The organism is Streptomyces sp. NPDC001816 (assembly GCF_042892235.1).
GTDB lineage: Bacteria > Actinomycetota > Actinomycetes > Streptomycetales > Streptomycetaceae > Streptomyces.
On the sequence record NZ_JBIATY010000008.1, the window covers coordinates 286,510 to 301,466 of the forward strand.

Below are 14,957 nucleotides of genomic sequence, written 5' to 3' on the forward strand. Positions count from 1 at the left end.
GGCGCTCCGCTGCTACGTTCGCGGTGGACCGTGAAGTCGTCGTATGGAGGTGAGCCCCGTGAACACAGTTACCCATGGGTGCTCCCTCAACCCGTCACGGTCCGGCGGCTGACGTTCGGTGTCGCCAGGAGCGCCTGAGATCGAGGCACTCCTGGAGGGAGACTCCGATGAACACGAAGCCTTTCACATCTGGCCTGAGCGAGAACGCGGTGATGATCACGCGCGTCGCAGACAGGCAATGGCATGCACTGGATGACGACCTGGTGGTCGGCCGCGGGTATGCGGAGCACCGGCCCGACGGACGCTTGTACGTCAGCATCGACGCCTGGCACGACGCCGCCTTCGACCGGCTCGCCGAGGCGATGCTGGCGGAACTGCCGGCGCCGCTGTACACGGTGGTCGACGATGCCGACGTCGAGCTGACAGCCGGCTGGCGGCGGGCCGGTTTCACGATCCGGCGCCGCGAGTGGGAGTACGTCGTGCCGACCGACCCGCGGGTCACAGGGCTCGAAGCAGTCCTGCCGCCTCCGGGCGTGACGATCGTGCCCGCCGGTCAGGCGGACGAGAGTCTGCTGCGGGCGGTGGACCGCGCGATCCGTGACGAAGTCGAGGCGACCGTCGGGTGGCAGTCGATGCCCGCAGAGGTAATTCCCCGCCCCGAAGGCGACACCATCGTCGACCCGTCGAAGTACGCGGTGGCCACGGCGCCGGACCGCTATCTGGGTCTGATCCGGGTGGTGACGGTGAAACGGCCGCGCATCGGGCTGGTCGCGGTCCGGGCCGGCGAGCAGCGCCGCGGCATCGCGCGGGCGCTGCTGGCCCACGCGCTGGGGACGCTGCACCGCTCCGGGTTCGCCGCGGCCTGGGCCGAAGTCCACGAGTCCAATCAAGCGGCCTCGGCGCTGCTCGAGGGCATCGGCGCCCGGCCGATGAGCAGCAACCTGGAGCTGGTGCGATGACGAAGAACAAGAACGTCATCGAAGTCGAGGGCAAGGTCGTCGAGTGCCTGCGCAGCGCCATGTTCACCGTGGAGCTCGAGAACGGCCACCAGGTGCTCGCACACATCAGCGGGAAGATCCGCAAGAACTACATCAAGATCATGCTGGAAGACCGGGTGTTGGTGGAGCTCCCGCCGTACGACCTGACGCGCGGCCGGATCGTGTTCCGGTACCGGAACTAGCGACGGTCGGCACCTTCCGCGGCAGCTGATCCCGGGCCCCGGTCACGGCGTTTCCGTGACCGGGGCCCCGATGATGGCTCGCACGGCCGAGGCGGCCACCGCTCCAGCCACCGACAGCAGGTCTGGCCCGAGCCGAACCCCAGCTCCAGGGGCGGGCTTGTATGTACTTCACGACGCAACGCCGGGCCGTTTGGGCATTGACTTTGATGTCGTCGACGAAGGCGGCCTTGGCTCGTATCGGTGGAGGGGCGGCTCAACGCGTCCGGCAGAGCACTGCGATCAGGCTTCGTAGATGAGGTTCGGCCTGGTGTGCGTCGGAGGTGTGTCGCGAACATCGAGAGACAACAAGAGAGGGCGGGAGTCAGTGAGACTGACTCCCGCCCTCTTCTGTCGGCATCCACCCTGGTCAGCACCTGATTTCCGCTGATCCTTGGCGGGTGCCCCCGGCAGGATTCGAACCTGCGCACACGGCTCCGGAGGCCGTTGCTCTATCCCCTGAGCTACGGGGGCGTGTCGGGCGCTTTGCTTCTTGCTTGCGGCGACGGGTAGAACCCTAGCAGGTCTTGCGGGGTGATCAGGAACGGGTTTCCCGGGGTGGGTGTCCTGGTCGGGGTGGGGTGGGTTCAAGGGCAGGGTGGCCCAGGTCCCTCGCAGGGGTTGGAAGTGGGGAAAACCCGGACGCGGTGGCCGGTCTGGACCTACTCTCGAGTTGTGCCAGGCGCGTCGGGTCGGGTGCTTGTTGTGGACGACAACAAGGTCATCCGGCAGCTGATCAGGGTCAACCTCGAGCTGGAGGGGCTTGAGGTCGTGACCGCGGCCGATGGTGCCGAGTGTCTGGATGTGGTGCATCAGGTGCGGCCCGATGTCGTCACCCTCGATGTCGTCATGCCCCGGCTGGACGGGCTCCGGACCGCCGCTCGGCTTCGGGCCGATCCGCGGACGCATGATCTGCCCCTCGCCATCATCAGCGCCTGCACCCAATACGAGGTCGAGACCGGCCTCGACGTCGGCGTCGACGCCTTCCTCGCCAAGCCCTTCGAACCCGCGGAACTCGTTCGCCTCGTCAAGCACCTCATCGAGCGGCAGCCCGGGGGCAGGAGTGGAGAGCGAGGCGAAGGTGATGGGGAGAGTGAGGGGGAGATCGACGGGGATGGTGAGGGTGGTGGGGGGATTGGTGGAGGCGTGCGCGACGGGGCCACGGGTGACGTAGTCGGCGGTCTGACTGGTGGTGTGTGACCGACCGGCGGCGTAGTCGGCGGTCTGATGGTGGTGTGTGACCCCGGTGACCCGGTGAGACTGGTGGTGTGGCCGGCGGCGTGACCCGTGGAGTGGTCGGCGGCGTGACCGGTGGAGTAGTCGATAAAACGGTCGATGGAATGGCCGATCGGGTCCCCTACAGCGGATACCCCGGTCAGACACCCCCCTCCCGTGCCCCCAACCCCCAGCAACCTCACCCGAACCCCCCGCACCCCGCCTCCCTCCCCACCCCACTCGGCATAAACCAGCTCGCATACCCACCCCCCACCTCCCCTACGCTTGTCCCGTGACCCCCGTCGAGCTCTCCCGCACCGTGCTGCACGCAGTGCGGCGTGCCGTCGAGCAGGGGGAGCTGCATGTGGTTGTGCCGGAGCGGGTTGTCGTGACCGAGCCGGGGGCCGGGGGGTGTGGGGACTACGCCACCAACGTCGCGCTCCAGCTCGCTCGGGCGGCTCAGGAGACGCCTCTGCGGGTCGCCGAGATTCTGCGGCCGTATCTGGTCGGTGCCGAGGGGATCAGGGACGTCGTCGTCACCGGTCCCGGGTTTCTCAACATCAGCCTCGGTGAGGAGGCCGACCTCGCCGCCGGAGTCGTACGGGACATCCGTGAGTGTGGGGGTGGGTACGGCCACAGTGAGGTTCTGAGGGGGCAGGTTGTCGTGCTCCGGGTTCCGTACGACGTGCGCGCCGAGGTCGTCGCGGATGCGGTCGTGCGGATCGTCGGGACACAGGGCGGGCGGTGTGAGGTCGAGCACGGGGAGCCCGTGAATCTGCGGCCGGTTCCGGCGCCGGAGGATCCCGCGCCGCTCGGGGCCGACGCCGCGCAGTGGGCCCTGCTCCATCCCGCGCCGCACGACCGGCCCCGGATCACCGCCGACCATCTCGTGCAGCGGGAGAGCAATCCGCTGTTCCGGGTGCGGTACGCGCATGCCCGGGTCCGGGCCGTCAGCCGTAACGCCGGGCGTCTCGGGTTCGGTGCCGAACCCGGTCCTGTCGACGCCCGCGAAGCCCGTGAGGTCCTCACGGCCCTCTCCGACTACCCGCGTATTCTCACCGCGGCCGCCACCCATCGCGGCCCGGACCGGCTTGCCCGGCATCTCGTCACCGTCGCTGATGCCGTCCTGCCCTTTGTGCCCACCGTGCTTCCGCGCGGCGAGGAGAAACCCTCGGCCGCCCACCGTGCCCGGCTCGCCCTCGCCGAAGCCGCCGGGACGGTGCTGGCCGGCGGCCTGTCCCTGCTCGGCATCGACGCACCCGAACACCTCTGAGGGACTCAGAGCGACACGCATGAGCCCCGGAGCGAGACAGAGAGTCTGAGAGCCAACGTCATGAGTCGTTCCGCCCACCCTGCCGGGCCCCGCCACGCCGACGTCCTGCCCGACGGGCACTACTCCGCCCCGCCCGCCGACCTCAACGCCCTCGACCCCAAGGTGTGGGCCCAGACCGTCGGCCGGGACGAGGACGGTGTCCTCACCGTCGCCGGGATTCCCGCCACCCGGCTCGCCGAGGAGTTCGGCACCCCCGCCTACATCCTCGACGAGGCCGACTTCCGCGGCCGGGTGCGCGCCTGGCGCAACGCCTTCGGTGCCGACGCCGACGTGTTCTACGCCGGGAAGGCGTTCCTCTCGCGTGCCGTCGTGCGGTGGCTGCACGAGGAGGGGCTCAACCTGGATGTCTGTTCGGGCGGGGAGCTGGCCACTGCCCTCTCCGGCGGCATGCCCGCCGAGCGCATCGCCTTCCACGGCAACAACAAGTCCGCCCGGGAGATCGAGCGGGCCATAGAGGCCGGCGTCGGGCGGATCGTCCTCGACTCGTTCCAGGAGATCGTGCGGGTCGCGCATATCGCGCAGTCGCTCGGCAAGCGGCAGAAGGTGCAGATCCGGATCACCGTGGGCGTGGAGGCGCACACCCACGAGTTCATCGCCACCGCTCACGAGGACCAGAAGTTCGGCATTCCGCTCGCGGGCGGGCAGGCCGCCGAGGCCGTGCGGCGGGCTCTGCAGCTGGACGGGCTCGAACTGATCGGCATTCACAGCCACATCGGGTCGCAGATCTTCGACATGTCCGGGTTCGAGGTGGCCGCCCATCGGGTGGTCGGGTTGCTGAAGGCCGTCCGGGACGAGCACGGGGTCGAGCTGCCCGAGATCGACCTCGGTGGCGGGCTCGGTATCGCCTACACCAGTGACGACGATCCGCGTGAGCCGCATGAGATCGCCAAGGCGCTCACCGAGATCGTCACGCGGGAGTGCGAGGCGGCCAGGCTGCGGACGCCGCGGATCTCCGTCGAGCCGGGGCGCGCCATCGTCGGCCCGACCGCGTTCACGCTGTACGAGGTCGGCACCGTCAAGCCGCTCGACGGGCTGCGGACGTACGTCTCCGTCGACGGCGGCATGTCCGACAACATCCGCACCGCGCTGTACGACGCCGAGTACAGCGTCGCCCTCGTCTCGCGCACCAGCGACGCCGAGCCCATGCTCGCCCGCGTCGTCGGCAAGCACTGCGAGAGCGGGGACATCGTGGTCAAGGACGCGTTCCTGCCCGCCGACCTGGCACCGGGCGACCTCATCGCCGTACCCGCCACCGGCGCCTACTGCCGGTCCATGGCCAGCAACTACAACCACGTGCTCCGGCCGCCCGTCATCGCCGTGAAGGACGGCAAGGCCCGGGTCATCGTCCGGCGCGAGACGGAGGACGACCTCCTGCGTCTCGATGTCGGATGACAGAGAAGACGACAAAGACGATGACAAAGACGATGACGAAGAAGATGACAAAGACGCCGAGGCAGGGGTGACCTGCCGGAGATTCTTCGGTCTGTTCGTCCCGGCAACATGAAATAGATGTCTCACGATCCGGACGAAGGGTAGAAACCGCCGTCCAGTGAGTGAGACTGGTCCAACCGTCGACGGTATGAGGAAACGAGGTCGGATGATGCGTACGCGTCCGCTGAAGGTGGCGCTGCTGGGCTGTGGAGTGGTCGGCTCAGAGGTGGCGCGCATCATGACGACGCACGCCGACGACCTCGCCGCCCGCATCGGGGCCCCCGTGGAGCTGGCGGGAGTCGCGGTACGGCGGCCCTCCAAGGTCCGTGAGGGCATTCCGCAGGAACTCGTCACCACCGACGCCACCGCCCTCGTCAAACGCGGTGACATCGACGTCGTGGTGGAGGTCATCGGCGGGATCGAGCCCGCCCGGGGCCTCATCACCACCGCCTTCGAGCACGGGGCGTCCGTCGTCTCCGCGAACAAGGCCCTGCTCGCCCAGGACGGCGCCGCCCTGCACGCCGCCGCCGATGCGCACGGCAAGGACCTCTACTACGAGGCCGCCGTCGCCGGTGCCATCCCGCTGATCCGGCCGCTGCGCGAGTCCCTCGCCGGCGACAAGATCAACCGGGTGATGGGCATCGTCAACGGGACGACCAACTTCATCCTCGACAAGATGGACACCACGGGGGCGGGCTACCAGGAGGCCCTCGACGAGGCCACCGCCCTGGGATACGCGGAGGCCGACCCGACCGCCGACGTCGAGGGGTTCGACGCCGCCGCCAAGGCCGCCATCCTCGCCGGCATCGCCTTCCACACCCGGGTGCGCCTGGACGACGTCTACCGCGAAGGCATGACCGAGGTCACCTCGGCCGACTTCCGCTCGGCCAAGGAGATGGGGTGCACCATCAAGCTGCTCGCCATCTGTGAGCGGGCGGCGGACGGGGGCTCCGTCACCGCGCGCGTGCACCCCGCCATGATTCCGCTGAGCCATCCGCTCGCCTCCGTGCGCGGCGCGTACAACGCCGTCTTCGTGGAGTCCGACGCGGCCGGCCAGCTCATGTTCTACGGCCCCGGCGCCGGCGGTTCCCCGACCGCCTCCGCCGTGCTCGGCGACCTCGTCGCCGTCTGCCGCAATCGGCTCAACGGCGCAACGGGGCCCGGTGAGTCGGCGTACGCGGCCCTGCCCGTCTCGCCCATGGGCGAGGTCGTCACCCGGTACCACATCAGCCTCGACGTCGCGGACAAACCGGGTGTTCTCGCCCAGGTCGCGACCGTCTTCGCCGAGCACGGGGTGTCGATCGATACCGTTCGGCAGCAGGGCAAGGACGGCGAGGCCTCCCTCGTCGTCGTCACCCACCGCGCGTCCGACGCCTCCCTCACCGGGACCGTCGAGGCGCTGCGCAAGCTCGACACCGTGCGGGGTGTCGCCAGCATCATGCGGGTTGAAGGAGAGTAACCAGCAATGACTCACCAGTGGCGCGGCATCATCGAGGAGTACCGGGACAGGCTGCCGGTCTCCGACACCACGCCGGTCGTGACGCTCCGCGAGGGCGGCACGCCCCTCGTGCCCGCTCAGGTGCTCTCCGAGCGCACGGGCTGTGAGGTCCACCTCAAGGTGGAGGGGGCCAACCCCACCGGGTCCTTCAAGGACCGCGGCATGACCATGGCCATCTCCAAGGCCAAGGAGGAGGGGGCCAAGGCGGTCATCTGCGCCTCCACCGGCAACACGTCGGCGAGTGCGGCCGCCTACGCCGTGCGCGCGGGCATGGTCTCGGCCGTTCTCGTGCCGCAGGGCAAGATCGCGCTCGGCAAGATGGGCCAGGCCCTCGTGCACGGCGCGAAGATCCTCCAGGTCGACGGAAACTTCGACGACTGCCTCACGCTCGCCCGCGAGCTGAGCGACAACTACCCCGTGGCGCTGGTCAATTCGGTCAACCCGGTGCGTATCGAGGGCCAGAAGACGGCCGCCTTCGAGATCGTGGACATGCTGGGCGACGCCCCCGACATCCACGTCCTCCCGGTCGGCAACGCGGGCAACATCACCGCCTACTGGAGGGGCTACAAGGAGTACGCCGCTGACGGCATCGCCTCCAGGACTCCGCGCATGTGGGGTTTCCAGGCCTCCGGCAGTGCCCCGATCGTGCGCGGCGAGGTCGTCAAGGACCCGTCGACCATCGCCACCGCGATCCGCATCGGCAACCCCGCCTCCTGGCAGTACGCCCTCGCCGCCCGGGACGAGTCCGGCGGTGCCATCGACGAGGTGACGGACCGTGAAATCCTGCGCGCCTACCGGCTGTTGGCCGCGCAGGAGGGTGTCTTTGTGGAGCCCGCCTCCGCCGCCTCCGTGGCCGGTCTGCTCAAGGCCGCCGAGCAGGGCAAGGTCGACCCGGGACAGCGCATCGTGTGCACCGTCACCGGCAACGGTCTGAAGGACCCCGACTGGGCCGTCGCCGGCGCCCCGCAGCCGGTCACCGTCCCGGTCGACGCGGCCACCGCGGCCGAGCGCCTCGGCCTGGCCTGAAACCTGCCTGAGCAGGGGTAACCCGCGTCAGGGTGCACAGGGGGCTTACGACACGCATCGTGCGCCTCCTGTGCGCCCTATGTCGCGGCAGAACCTTCCTTCGATAGGCTGTACTGAACCCGCCTACCGCATATGCCCCTGCGTGTGGGCACGGGGTCGCGCCGTCACCGCGCCCCGAAGGGTCTTCGTACGTCATCGAATGTTCATCGAATCCATCGGGTGACATTCGACCCCATCGGATGTCATTCCACAGTCACGCAGCTCAAGGAGAGTCTTCGAGCGATGGCCGGTCCAGCGTTCCGCGCCGCCGCCGTCCGGGTGCGCGTTCCCGCCACCAGCGCCAATCTCGGTCCGGGCTTCGACGCCCTGGGCCTCGCGCTGGGGCTGTACGACGACGTCGTCGTCCGGGTGGCCGACTCCGGGCTGCACATCGACATCGCGGGTGAGGGCAGTGAGACCCTGCCCCGGGACGAGAGTCACCTGCTCGTCCGTTCCCTGCGCACCGCCTTCGATCTGCTGGGCGGACAACCCCGCGGCCTCGAAATCGTCTGTGCCAACCGCATTCCGCACGGCCGTGGCCTGGGCTCCTCCTCCGCCGCCATCTGTGCCGGCATCGTCGCCGCCCGCGCGGTGACCATAGGCGGCGAGGCCCGGCTCGACGACGCCGCGCTGCTGGAGCTGGCCACCGAGATCGAGGGCCATCCGGACAACGTGGCGGCCTGCCTGCTCGGCGGTTTCACCCTGTCCTGGATGGAGGCCGGCGCCGCCCGGGCGATCAGGATGGAGCCGAACGATTCCATCGTTCCGGTGGTTTTCGTGCCCGGGAAGCCGGTTCTGACCGAGACCGCGCGCGGCCTGCTCCCGCGCACCGTGCCGCATGTCGACGCCGCCACCAACGCGGGCCGTGCCGCCCTGCTCGTCGAGGCCCTCACCCGGCGCCCCGAGCTGCTGCTGCCCGCCACCGAGGACCGCCTCCACCAGGAGTACCGCGCCCCGGCCATGCCGGAGAGCGCCGCGCTGGTGGAGCGGCTGCGGGCCGACGGGATCCCGGCCGTCATCTCGGGCGCCGGGCCCACCGTCATGGCCCTGGCCGACGTCGACACCGCCGACAAGGTGGAAGCCCTGGCCGGCACCGACTGGGCCGCCAACCGGCTGAGCCTGGACATGCAGGGAGCGAGCGTGCTGCCGCTTGCGACCTGACACATGCTTGCCGGATTTGGAGAGGGGGAATGTTTGTTGGATCCGGTAGTGTTAACCTCAAGTCTGCACCCGACCCCACCATGGCGAGGTGCTTCGTGTCCCCGTCCGGGACAGACCTTCTTCCGGGAGCCTCCCGAGCCACTCCGTGTTCCATGTGTCGTACCTGGGCAGTACGTCGTATGCGGGCACTGAGCGAGCCACCGGGCACGCTCCGGAATCGGCGCTACCACGCCACGTGACACTGGGTGCCACGGTTCGCGGAAGCGCCATCACCTGCAAATCTCTTCCGCCGCGTTGGCGGACCACCGCCCCGGCACGGTTCGCAGAGACAGGACCGTAGCCGGACAGCACAACCGGTCGCCGAGCCAGACAGGCCGACGTCCGCTCCAGGGAAGGACCCTTCGTGAGCGACACCACCGATCTGATGGGCGCACGTGTCGAGGAGACCGCTGCCGCGCCCGCCACGGACGCCTCCGCGCCTGCCACCGGTGCCGGCTCCCGGCGGCGCCGTGGTACCGGCCTCGAGGGCATGGTGCTGGCCGAGCTGCAGCAGGTCGCCTCGGGCCTCGGTATCAGGGGCACCGCGCGTATGCGCAAGAGCCAGCTGATCGAGGTCATCAAGGAGGCCCAGGCCGGTGGGGGCGCCGCTCCCAAGGCCGAGGCCCCCGCCGAGACCAAGCCGAAGCGCCGCGCCACCTCGAAGGCCCGGACGGGCGAGGAAGCCGCCGAGAAGAAGGCGGAGAAGTCCGCGCAGGCCCCCGCCGACAAGGCCGTGGCCCAGCAGCAGATCGAGATTCCCGGCCAGCCGGCCGGCGGCACCTCCCGCACGAGCGAGGACGAGGCCCCGACCGAGCGCCGTCGCCGTCGCGCCACCGCCGAGGCGGGCGCCCCGGCCGCGAGCAGCACCGAGACCGTCGTCGCCGAGGCGAAGGCCGAGCCCAAGGCCGAGACGACCGTGCAGCAGGGCGAGGCCAAGGGTGACGCCGGTGAGGGCGACGGCCGTGGCCGTCGCGACCGCCGTGAGCGTGGCCGGGACCGCGACCGGGACCGGGACCGCCGGGGCAAGGGCGACGACCAGCAGGGCCAGGGCGGCCAGCGCCAGCAGGGCCAGCAGCAGGGCGGCGGCGGTCGTCCGGAGCGAGGCCAGCAGCAGGACGACGACGACTTCGAGGGTGGCCGCCGTGGCCGTCGCGGCCGCTACCGCGACCGCCGTGGCCGCCGTGGCCGCGACGAGTTCGCCGGCAACGAGCCGCAGCTCGCCGAGGACGACGTCCTGATCCCCGTCGCGGGCATCCTCGACATCCTCGACAACTACGCCTTCATCCGTACGTCGGGCTACCTGCCGGGTCCGAACGACGTGTACGTCTCCCTCGCCCAGGTCCGCAAGAACGGCCTGCGCAAGGGTGACCACGTCACCGGCGCGGTCCGTCAGCCCAAGGAGGGCGAGCGCCGCGAGAAGTTCAACGCGCTCGTCCGCCTCGACTCCGTCAACGGCATGGCGCCCGAACACGGCCGTGGCCGCCCGGAGTTCAACAAGCTGACCCCGCTGTACCCGCAGGACCGGCTCCGCCTGGAGAGCGACCCGGGCGTGCTGACCACCCGCATCATCGACCTCGTGTCGCCGATCGGTAAGGGCCAGCGCGGTCTGATCGTGGCCCCGCCGAAGACCGGCAAGACCATGATCATGCAGGCGATCGCCAACGCGATCACGCACAACAACCCCGAGTGCCACCTGATGGTCGTCCTCGTCGACGAGCGTCCGGAAGAGGTCACCGACATGCAGCGGTCGGTCAAGGGCGAGGTCATCTCCTCGACCTTCGACCGCCCGGCAGAGGACCACACCACGGTCGCCGAGCTGTCCATCGAGCGGGCCAAGCGCCTGGTGGAGCTGGGCCACGACGTGGTCGTGCTGCTCGACTCGATCACGCGTCTGGGCCGTGCGTACAACCTCGCCGCGCCCGCCTCCGGCCGCATCCTGTCCGGTGGTGTCGACTCGACCGCGCTGTACCCGCCGAAGCGCTTCTTCGGTGCCGCGCGCAACATCGAGGACGGCGGCTCCCTGACGATCCTCGCCACCGCGCTGGTCGAGACCGGCTCGCGCATGGACGAGGTGATCTTCGAGGAGTTCAAGGGCACCGGCAACATGGAGCTCAAGCTCGACCGGAAGCTCGCCGACAAGCGCATCTTCCCGGCGGTGGACGTGGACGCGTCCGGCACCCGTAAGGAAGAGATCCTGCTCGGCAACGAGGAGCTGGCCGTCGTCTGGAAGCTGCGGCGTGTGCTGCACGCGCTGGACCAGCAGCAGGCCATCGAGCTGCTTCTCGACAAGATGAAGCAGACCAAGTCGAACGTCGAGTTCCTGATGCAGATTCAGAAGACGACGCCGACCCCCGGTAACGGCGACTAGTCGACGCTCCTCTCAGGGAGTCAGGGCCGCCCCCCGTCCATATGTGACGGGGGGCGGCCCTTTGGCGCTGAGAGGTATGGAGTGCAACACGCGCCCCTTCCTGCTCACCTCTCCCTGGGGGGACTTCCTTGCTCACGCCCCTGCCCGGGCGGCACAGACGTCGTATACGCCTTGCTCTGCCCCTTGCCGCTGTCGGTGTCGCCGGTGCCGTGACCGCCGCGCTGATGACGGGGTCCGCCGGTGCGGCCACCGCGCTGCCGAAGCCGACCGCCCAGCCCGTCGTCAGCCAGCCCTCCCAGGCCACGCTGGAGAAGCGCATCGCGGGCGCCTCCGGCAGCGACACGTCGACGACGACCAGCAGCCCGTCCGCCGTTTCGCCGAAGATCATCGGTGGCACCGACACCACCATCTCCTCGGCGCCCTGGATGGCCCAGCTCTGGTACTTCGACGACAAGGGGACCAGCGACACCAGCGACGACATCGGCTTCTTCTGCGGCGGCTCGGTCGTCTCGCCGACGAAGGTCCTCACCGCCGCGCACTGCGTCCGGGACGAGAACAACAAGGCCTACAACTGGAAGGCGTACGGTGCCGTCGTCACCGGCACCGACCAGCTGGCCTCCGGCAGCGACCTGCACGGCGGCCAGGCCACCGGTGTGCTGCGCCAGTGGAACGCGTCGTACAACCCGGCGACGTTCGACAACGACATCGCCGTGCTCACCCTGGCCGTCCCGGTCAAGGCCACGCCGATCCGGATGACCACCTCCGGCGACACCGCCTCCTACGCAGGCGGCACCAGTGCCCAGGTCTACGGCTGGGGCCGCACCAGCTCCACCAGCGGCGACATCTCCCCGACGCTGAAGACGACCACGCTGACCATCCATGCCGACAGCACCTGCACCGGTGCCTACGGCAGCTCCTACGTCGCGGGGCACATGGTCTGCGCGGGCACGCAGTCCGGCAGCGACACCGGTACCGAGGCGACCTGCAGCGGCGACTCCGGCGGGCCGCTGATCGTGGGCAACCGGATCGTCGGCGTCGTCTCCTGGGGCATCAAGGACTGCGTCGAGCAGGGCTACTACAGCGTCTTCAGCAAGGTCTCCCAGTACGTCGGTGCGGTCTACCCCCAGATCGACGACAGCAACCTGAGCTACTACGACGGCAAGGCCGACCTCTTCGTGCGCAACTCCTCCACGAAGACCGGCTACGAGAAGGACTCCACGGGCAGCTCGTTCGGCTCCCGGATCTCCCTCGGTGACTGGAGCGGGGTGAACCTGGTCCTCCAGGCCGACCTCGACCGGGACGGCTACCAGGACTTCGTCTACCGGGTCAGCTCCACCGGTGACGTGTACTGGGACCACATCGTGCTGAGCAGCGACCGCACCCAGGGCACCTGGACCACGACGAAGATCTTCAGCGGCTGGACGACCCGCACCCGGATCATCGCGCCCGGCGACCTCACCGGCGACTACCTGCCCGACGTGCTGTCCGTCGACTCCGGCGGCACGCTCTGGCTCTACCCCGGCAAGGGCAACGGCACCTTCGGGTCCCGAGTGAGCGTCGGCACGGGCTGGAACCAGTACAACATGGTGCGCGGTCACGGCGACTTCACCGGTGACGGCAAGGCCGACCTGCTCGCCCGCCAGTCCAGCACCGGCGACCTGTACCTGTACAAGGGAACCGGCAAGTCCGGATCCGGCGCCTTCTCCACCCGCATCAAGGTGCGCAGCGCCTGGACCGGCTACAACGCCTTCGACGCGGTGGGCGACGTGAGCGGGGACGGCAAGGCCGACTTCCTGGCCCGTACCTCCGGCGGCACCCTCTACCTGTACAAGGGCACCGGCAAGGCGACCAGCGAGATCTTTGCCACAAGGATCTCGGTTGGCACCGGTTTCCAGCAGTATGACCTCTGGGGCTGAAGCCGCAGGTGAGCCAAGCTCACCGAGGTGACAGCGTCACGCAGAGTGCCCATCGCCGTACGCGATGGGCACTTTGCGTTGTGCAACCCTTGCCCGAGTTCCTCCGTCTGACCAGACAGAGCGACGATGGTGTGATGGACGAGACCTAGGAGTGACGTGTCTGCCGAGAGCACGCCGGAGCCCGGCATACCGGGGCCGGGCGAGACCGGATCCCGCCGTGGCAACGGCAGCCGCAAGACCCGCAGCACCCGCCGCAAGGCCCTGCTCGCCACGGCCTGGACGGCCGCGGGCGTGGTCGTGCTGGGCGGTACCGGCGCCGGGTACGTCTACTTCAAGCTCAACGGCAACATCAAGAGCGTCGACATCAACCAGGCCCTCGGCGCCGACCGGCCCATGAAGGTCGACAACGGCTCCGAGAACATCCTGGTCCTCGGCTCGGACTCCCGCTCCGGCACCAACAAGAAGCTCGGCGGCGGCACCGATGACGGCAGCGCCCGCTCCGACACGGCGATGATCGTCCACGTCTACAAGGGCCACAAGAAGGCAAGCGTGGTCTCCATCCCGCGGGACACCCTCATCGACCGCCCCGAGTGCACCGACACCAACGGCACCACGCATCCGGCCGCGTCCGGCGTGATGTTCAACGAGGCGTACTCCACCGGCGGCGCGGCCTGCACCGTCAAGACCGTCGAGTCGCTCAGCGGCATCCGCATGGACCACTACCTGGAGGTCGACTTCGCCGGCTTCCAGAAGCTCATCGACGACCTCGGCGGGGTCCCGGTCACCACGACCGAGAACATCGACGACCCGCAGAGCCACCTGAAGCTCAAGGCCGGCACCCACACCCTGGACGGGGAGCAGGCGCTCGGCCTGGTCCGCACCCGGCACGGCGTCGGCGACGGCTCCGACCTGGGCCGCATCCAGCTCCAGCAGGCGTTCGTCAAGGCGCTGATGGACCAGGTCAAGCACGTCGGCGTGTTCAGCAGCCCGAAGAACCTGTACGACCTCGCCGACACCGCCACCAAGGCCGTCACCACCGACTCCGACCTCGGCTCGGTCAACGCCCTCGCGGACTTCGCGAACGGCCTGAAGGGCATCAGCTCGTCCCACACGAAGATGGTCACGATGCCCGTCCAGTACGACCCGGCCAACCTCAACCGGGTCCTGGTGGCGAAGGCGAAGGCCCAGCTGGTCTGGGACGCCCTGCAGAACGACCGGCCGATCCCGGCGGCGGCGACCAAGGGAACGGCCACGGGCGAAGCCAAGGGCGTGGTGACTCCCTGAGCCCGCTCACCCCCAGGGACCTGAGCCCGCTCACCCCCGGGGAATAGACAACGACGCCCCCCGGTTTTGGGGGATGGCGCCAGTCCTGGCAGACTGGTACGTCGGCTCCGGTTCACGCTTTCGCAGCCCGCGACGGCGACCCGGCGCCCTCCCGGAATCTAGGAGAAACCTTGAAGCGCGACATCCACCCCGAGTACGTCGAGACGCAGGTCAGCTGCACCTGTGGCGCGTCGTTCACCACCCGTAGCACGATCCAGTCCGGCACCATCCGTGCTGAGGTCTGCTCCGAGTGCCACCCGTTCTACACGGGCAAGCAGAAGATCCTCGACACCGGTGGCCGTGTGGCCCGCTTCGAGGCCCGCTTCGGCAAGGCTGCCGCCGGCTCCAAGAAGTAGCGAGCCCTCATTCGCCGGTCCACGGTCGCGCCCCCA

At 69.3% G+C, this 14,957-nt stretch carries 12 protein-coding genes and 1 tRNA gene; 12 read left to right on the forward strand and 1 reads right to left on the reverse strand.

Features of this window, described 5'->3' with window-relative positions:
- Positions 1 to 167 precede the first annotated feature (167 nt).
- On the forward strand, positions 168 to 959 hold the full coding sequence (locus ACFYZZ_RS28565; protein WP_389181640.1) for a GNAT family N-acetyltransferase: 792 nt from the start codon (positions 168 to 170) through the stop codon (positions 957 to 959).
- Positions 956 to 1,180: a translation initiation factor IF-1 gene (infA, locus tag ACFYZZ_RS28570; RefSeq protein ID WP_010981942.1), complete on the forward strand. Its 225-nt coding sequence runs from the start codon at positions 956 to 958 to the stop codon at positions 1,178 to 1,180. The genes ACFYZZ_RS28565 and infA overlap by 4 nt, the downstream gene beginning before the upstream one ends.
- A gap of 438 nt (positions 1,181 to 1,618) precedes the next feature.
- On the opposite strand, the gene ACFYZZ_RS28575 is transcribed toward infA, so the two are convergent.
- Positions 1,619 to 1,690, reverse strand: a tRNA-Arg gene (locus tag ACFYZZ_RS28575).
- Positions 1,691 to 1,843: 153 nt separating this feature from the next.
- Between ACFYZZ_RS28575 and ACFYZZ_RS28580 the strand changes: the two genes are divergently transcribed.
- The 10 genes from ACFYZZ_RS28580 (at position 1,844) to rpmE (ending at position 14,921) form a co-directional block, all read left to right on the forward strand.
- Positions 1,844 to 2,416, forward strand: coding sequence for a response regulator (locus ACFYZZ_RS28580; RefSeq protein ID WP_389181643.1), 573 nt, complete (start codon positions 1,844 to 1,846; stop codon positions 2,414 to 2,416).
- Between the two features lie 307 nt (positions 2,417 to 2,723).
- Positions 2,724 to 3,704, forward strand: a complete 981-nt coding sequence (gene nrtL / locus ACFYZZ_RS28585) for an ArgS-related anticodon-binding protein NrtL (RefSeq protein WP_389181646.1) — start codon at positions 2,724 to 2,726, stop codon at positions 3,702 to 3,704.
- 60 nt (positions 3,705 to 3,764) lie between these two features.
- Positions 3,765 to 5,156: a diaminopimelate decarboxylase gene (gene lysA / locus ACFYZZ_RS28590; protein ID WP_389181649.1), complete on the forward strand. Its 1,392-nt coding sequence runs from the start codon at positions 3,765 to 3,767 to the stop codon at positions 5,154 to 5,156.
- A 205-nt stretch (positions 5,157 to 5,361) separates the two neighbouring features.
- On the forward strand, positions 5,362 to 6,654 hold the full coding sequence (locus ACFYZZ_RS28595; protein WP_389181652.1) for a homoserine dehydrogenase: 1,293 nt from the start codon (positions 5,362 to 5,364) through the stop codon (positions 6,652 to 6,654).
- A 6-nt stretch (positions 6,655 to 6,660) separates the two neighbouring features.
- Positions 6,661 to 7,719 (forward strand): threonine synthase, encoded by a 1,059-nt coding sequence (gene thrC, locus ACFYZZ_RS28600; RefSeq protein ID WP_386579078.1) that lies wholly within the window; start codon positions 6,661 to 6,663, stop codon positions 7,717 to 7,719.
- Between the two features lie 282 nt (positions 7,720 to 8,001).
- A complete protein-coding gene (gene thrB / locus ACFYZZ_RS28605) occupies positions 8,002 to 8,919 on the forward strand; it encodes a homoserine kinase (RefSeq protein ID WP_389181655.1) in 918 nt (305 codons plus the stop codon).
- 403 nt (positions 8,920 to 9,322) lie between these two features.
- A complete protein-coding gene (gene rho / locus ACFYZZ_RS28610; protein ID WP_389181658.1) occupies positions 9,323 to 11,326 on the forward strand; it encodes a transcription termination factor Rho in 2,004 nt (667 codons plus the stop codon).
- Between the two features lie 224 nt (positions 11,327 to 11,550).
- Entirely contained in the window at positions 11,551 to 13,242 is a 1,692-nt protein-coding gene (locus ACFYZZ_RS28615) for a trypsin-like serine protease (RefSeq protein ID WP_389181660.1), read from the forward strand.
- A 156-nt stretch (positions 13,243 to 13,398) separates the two neighbouring features.
- Complete coding sequence (locus tag ACFYZZ_RS28620; protein ID WP_389181663.1) at positions 13,399 to 14,526, forward strand: LCP family protein; 1,128 nt, start codon at positions 13,399 to 13,401, stop codon at positions 14,524 to 14,526.
- Positions 14,527 to 14,696: 170 nt separating this feature from the next.
- Positions 14,697 to 14,921 (forward strand): 50S ribosomal protein L31, encoded by a 225-nt coding sequence (gene rpmE / locus ACFYZZ_RS28625; RefSeq protein WP_030672379.1) that lies wholly within the window; start codon positions 14,697 to 14,699, stop codon positions 14,919 to 14,921.
- The last annotated feature ends 36 nt before the right edge of the window (positions 14,922 to 14,957 follow it).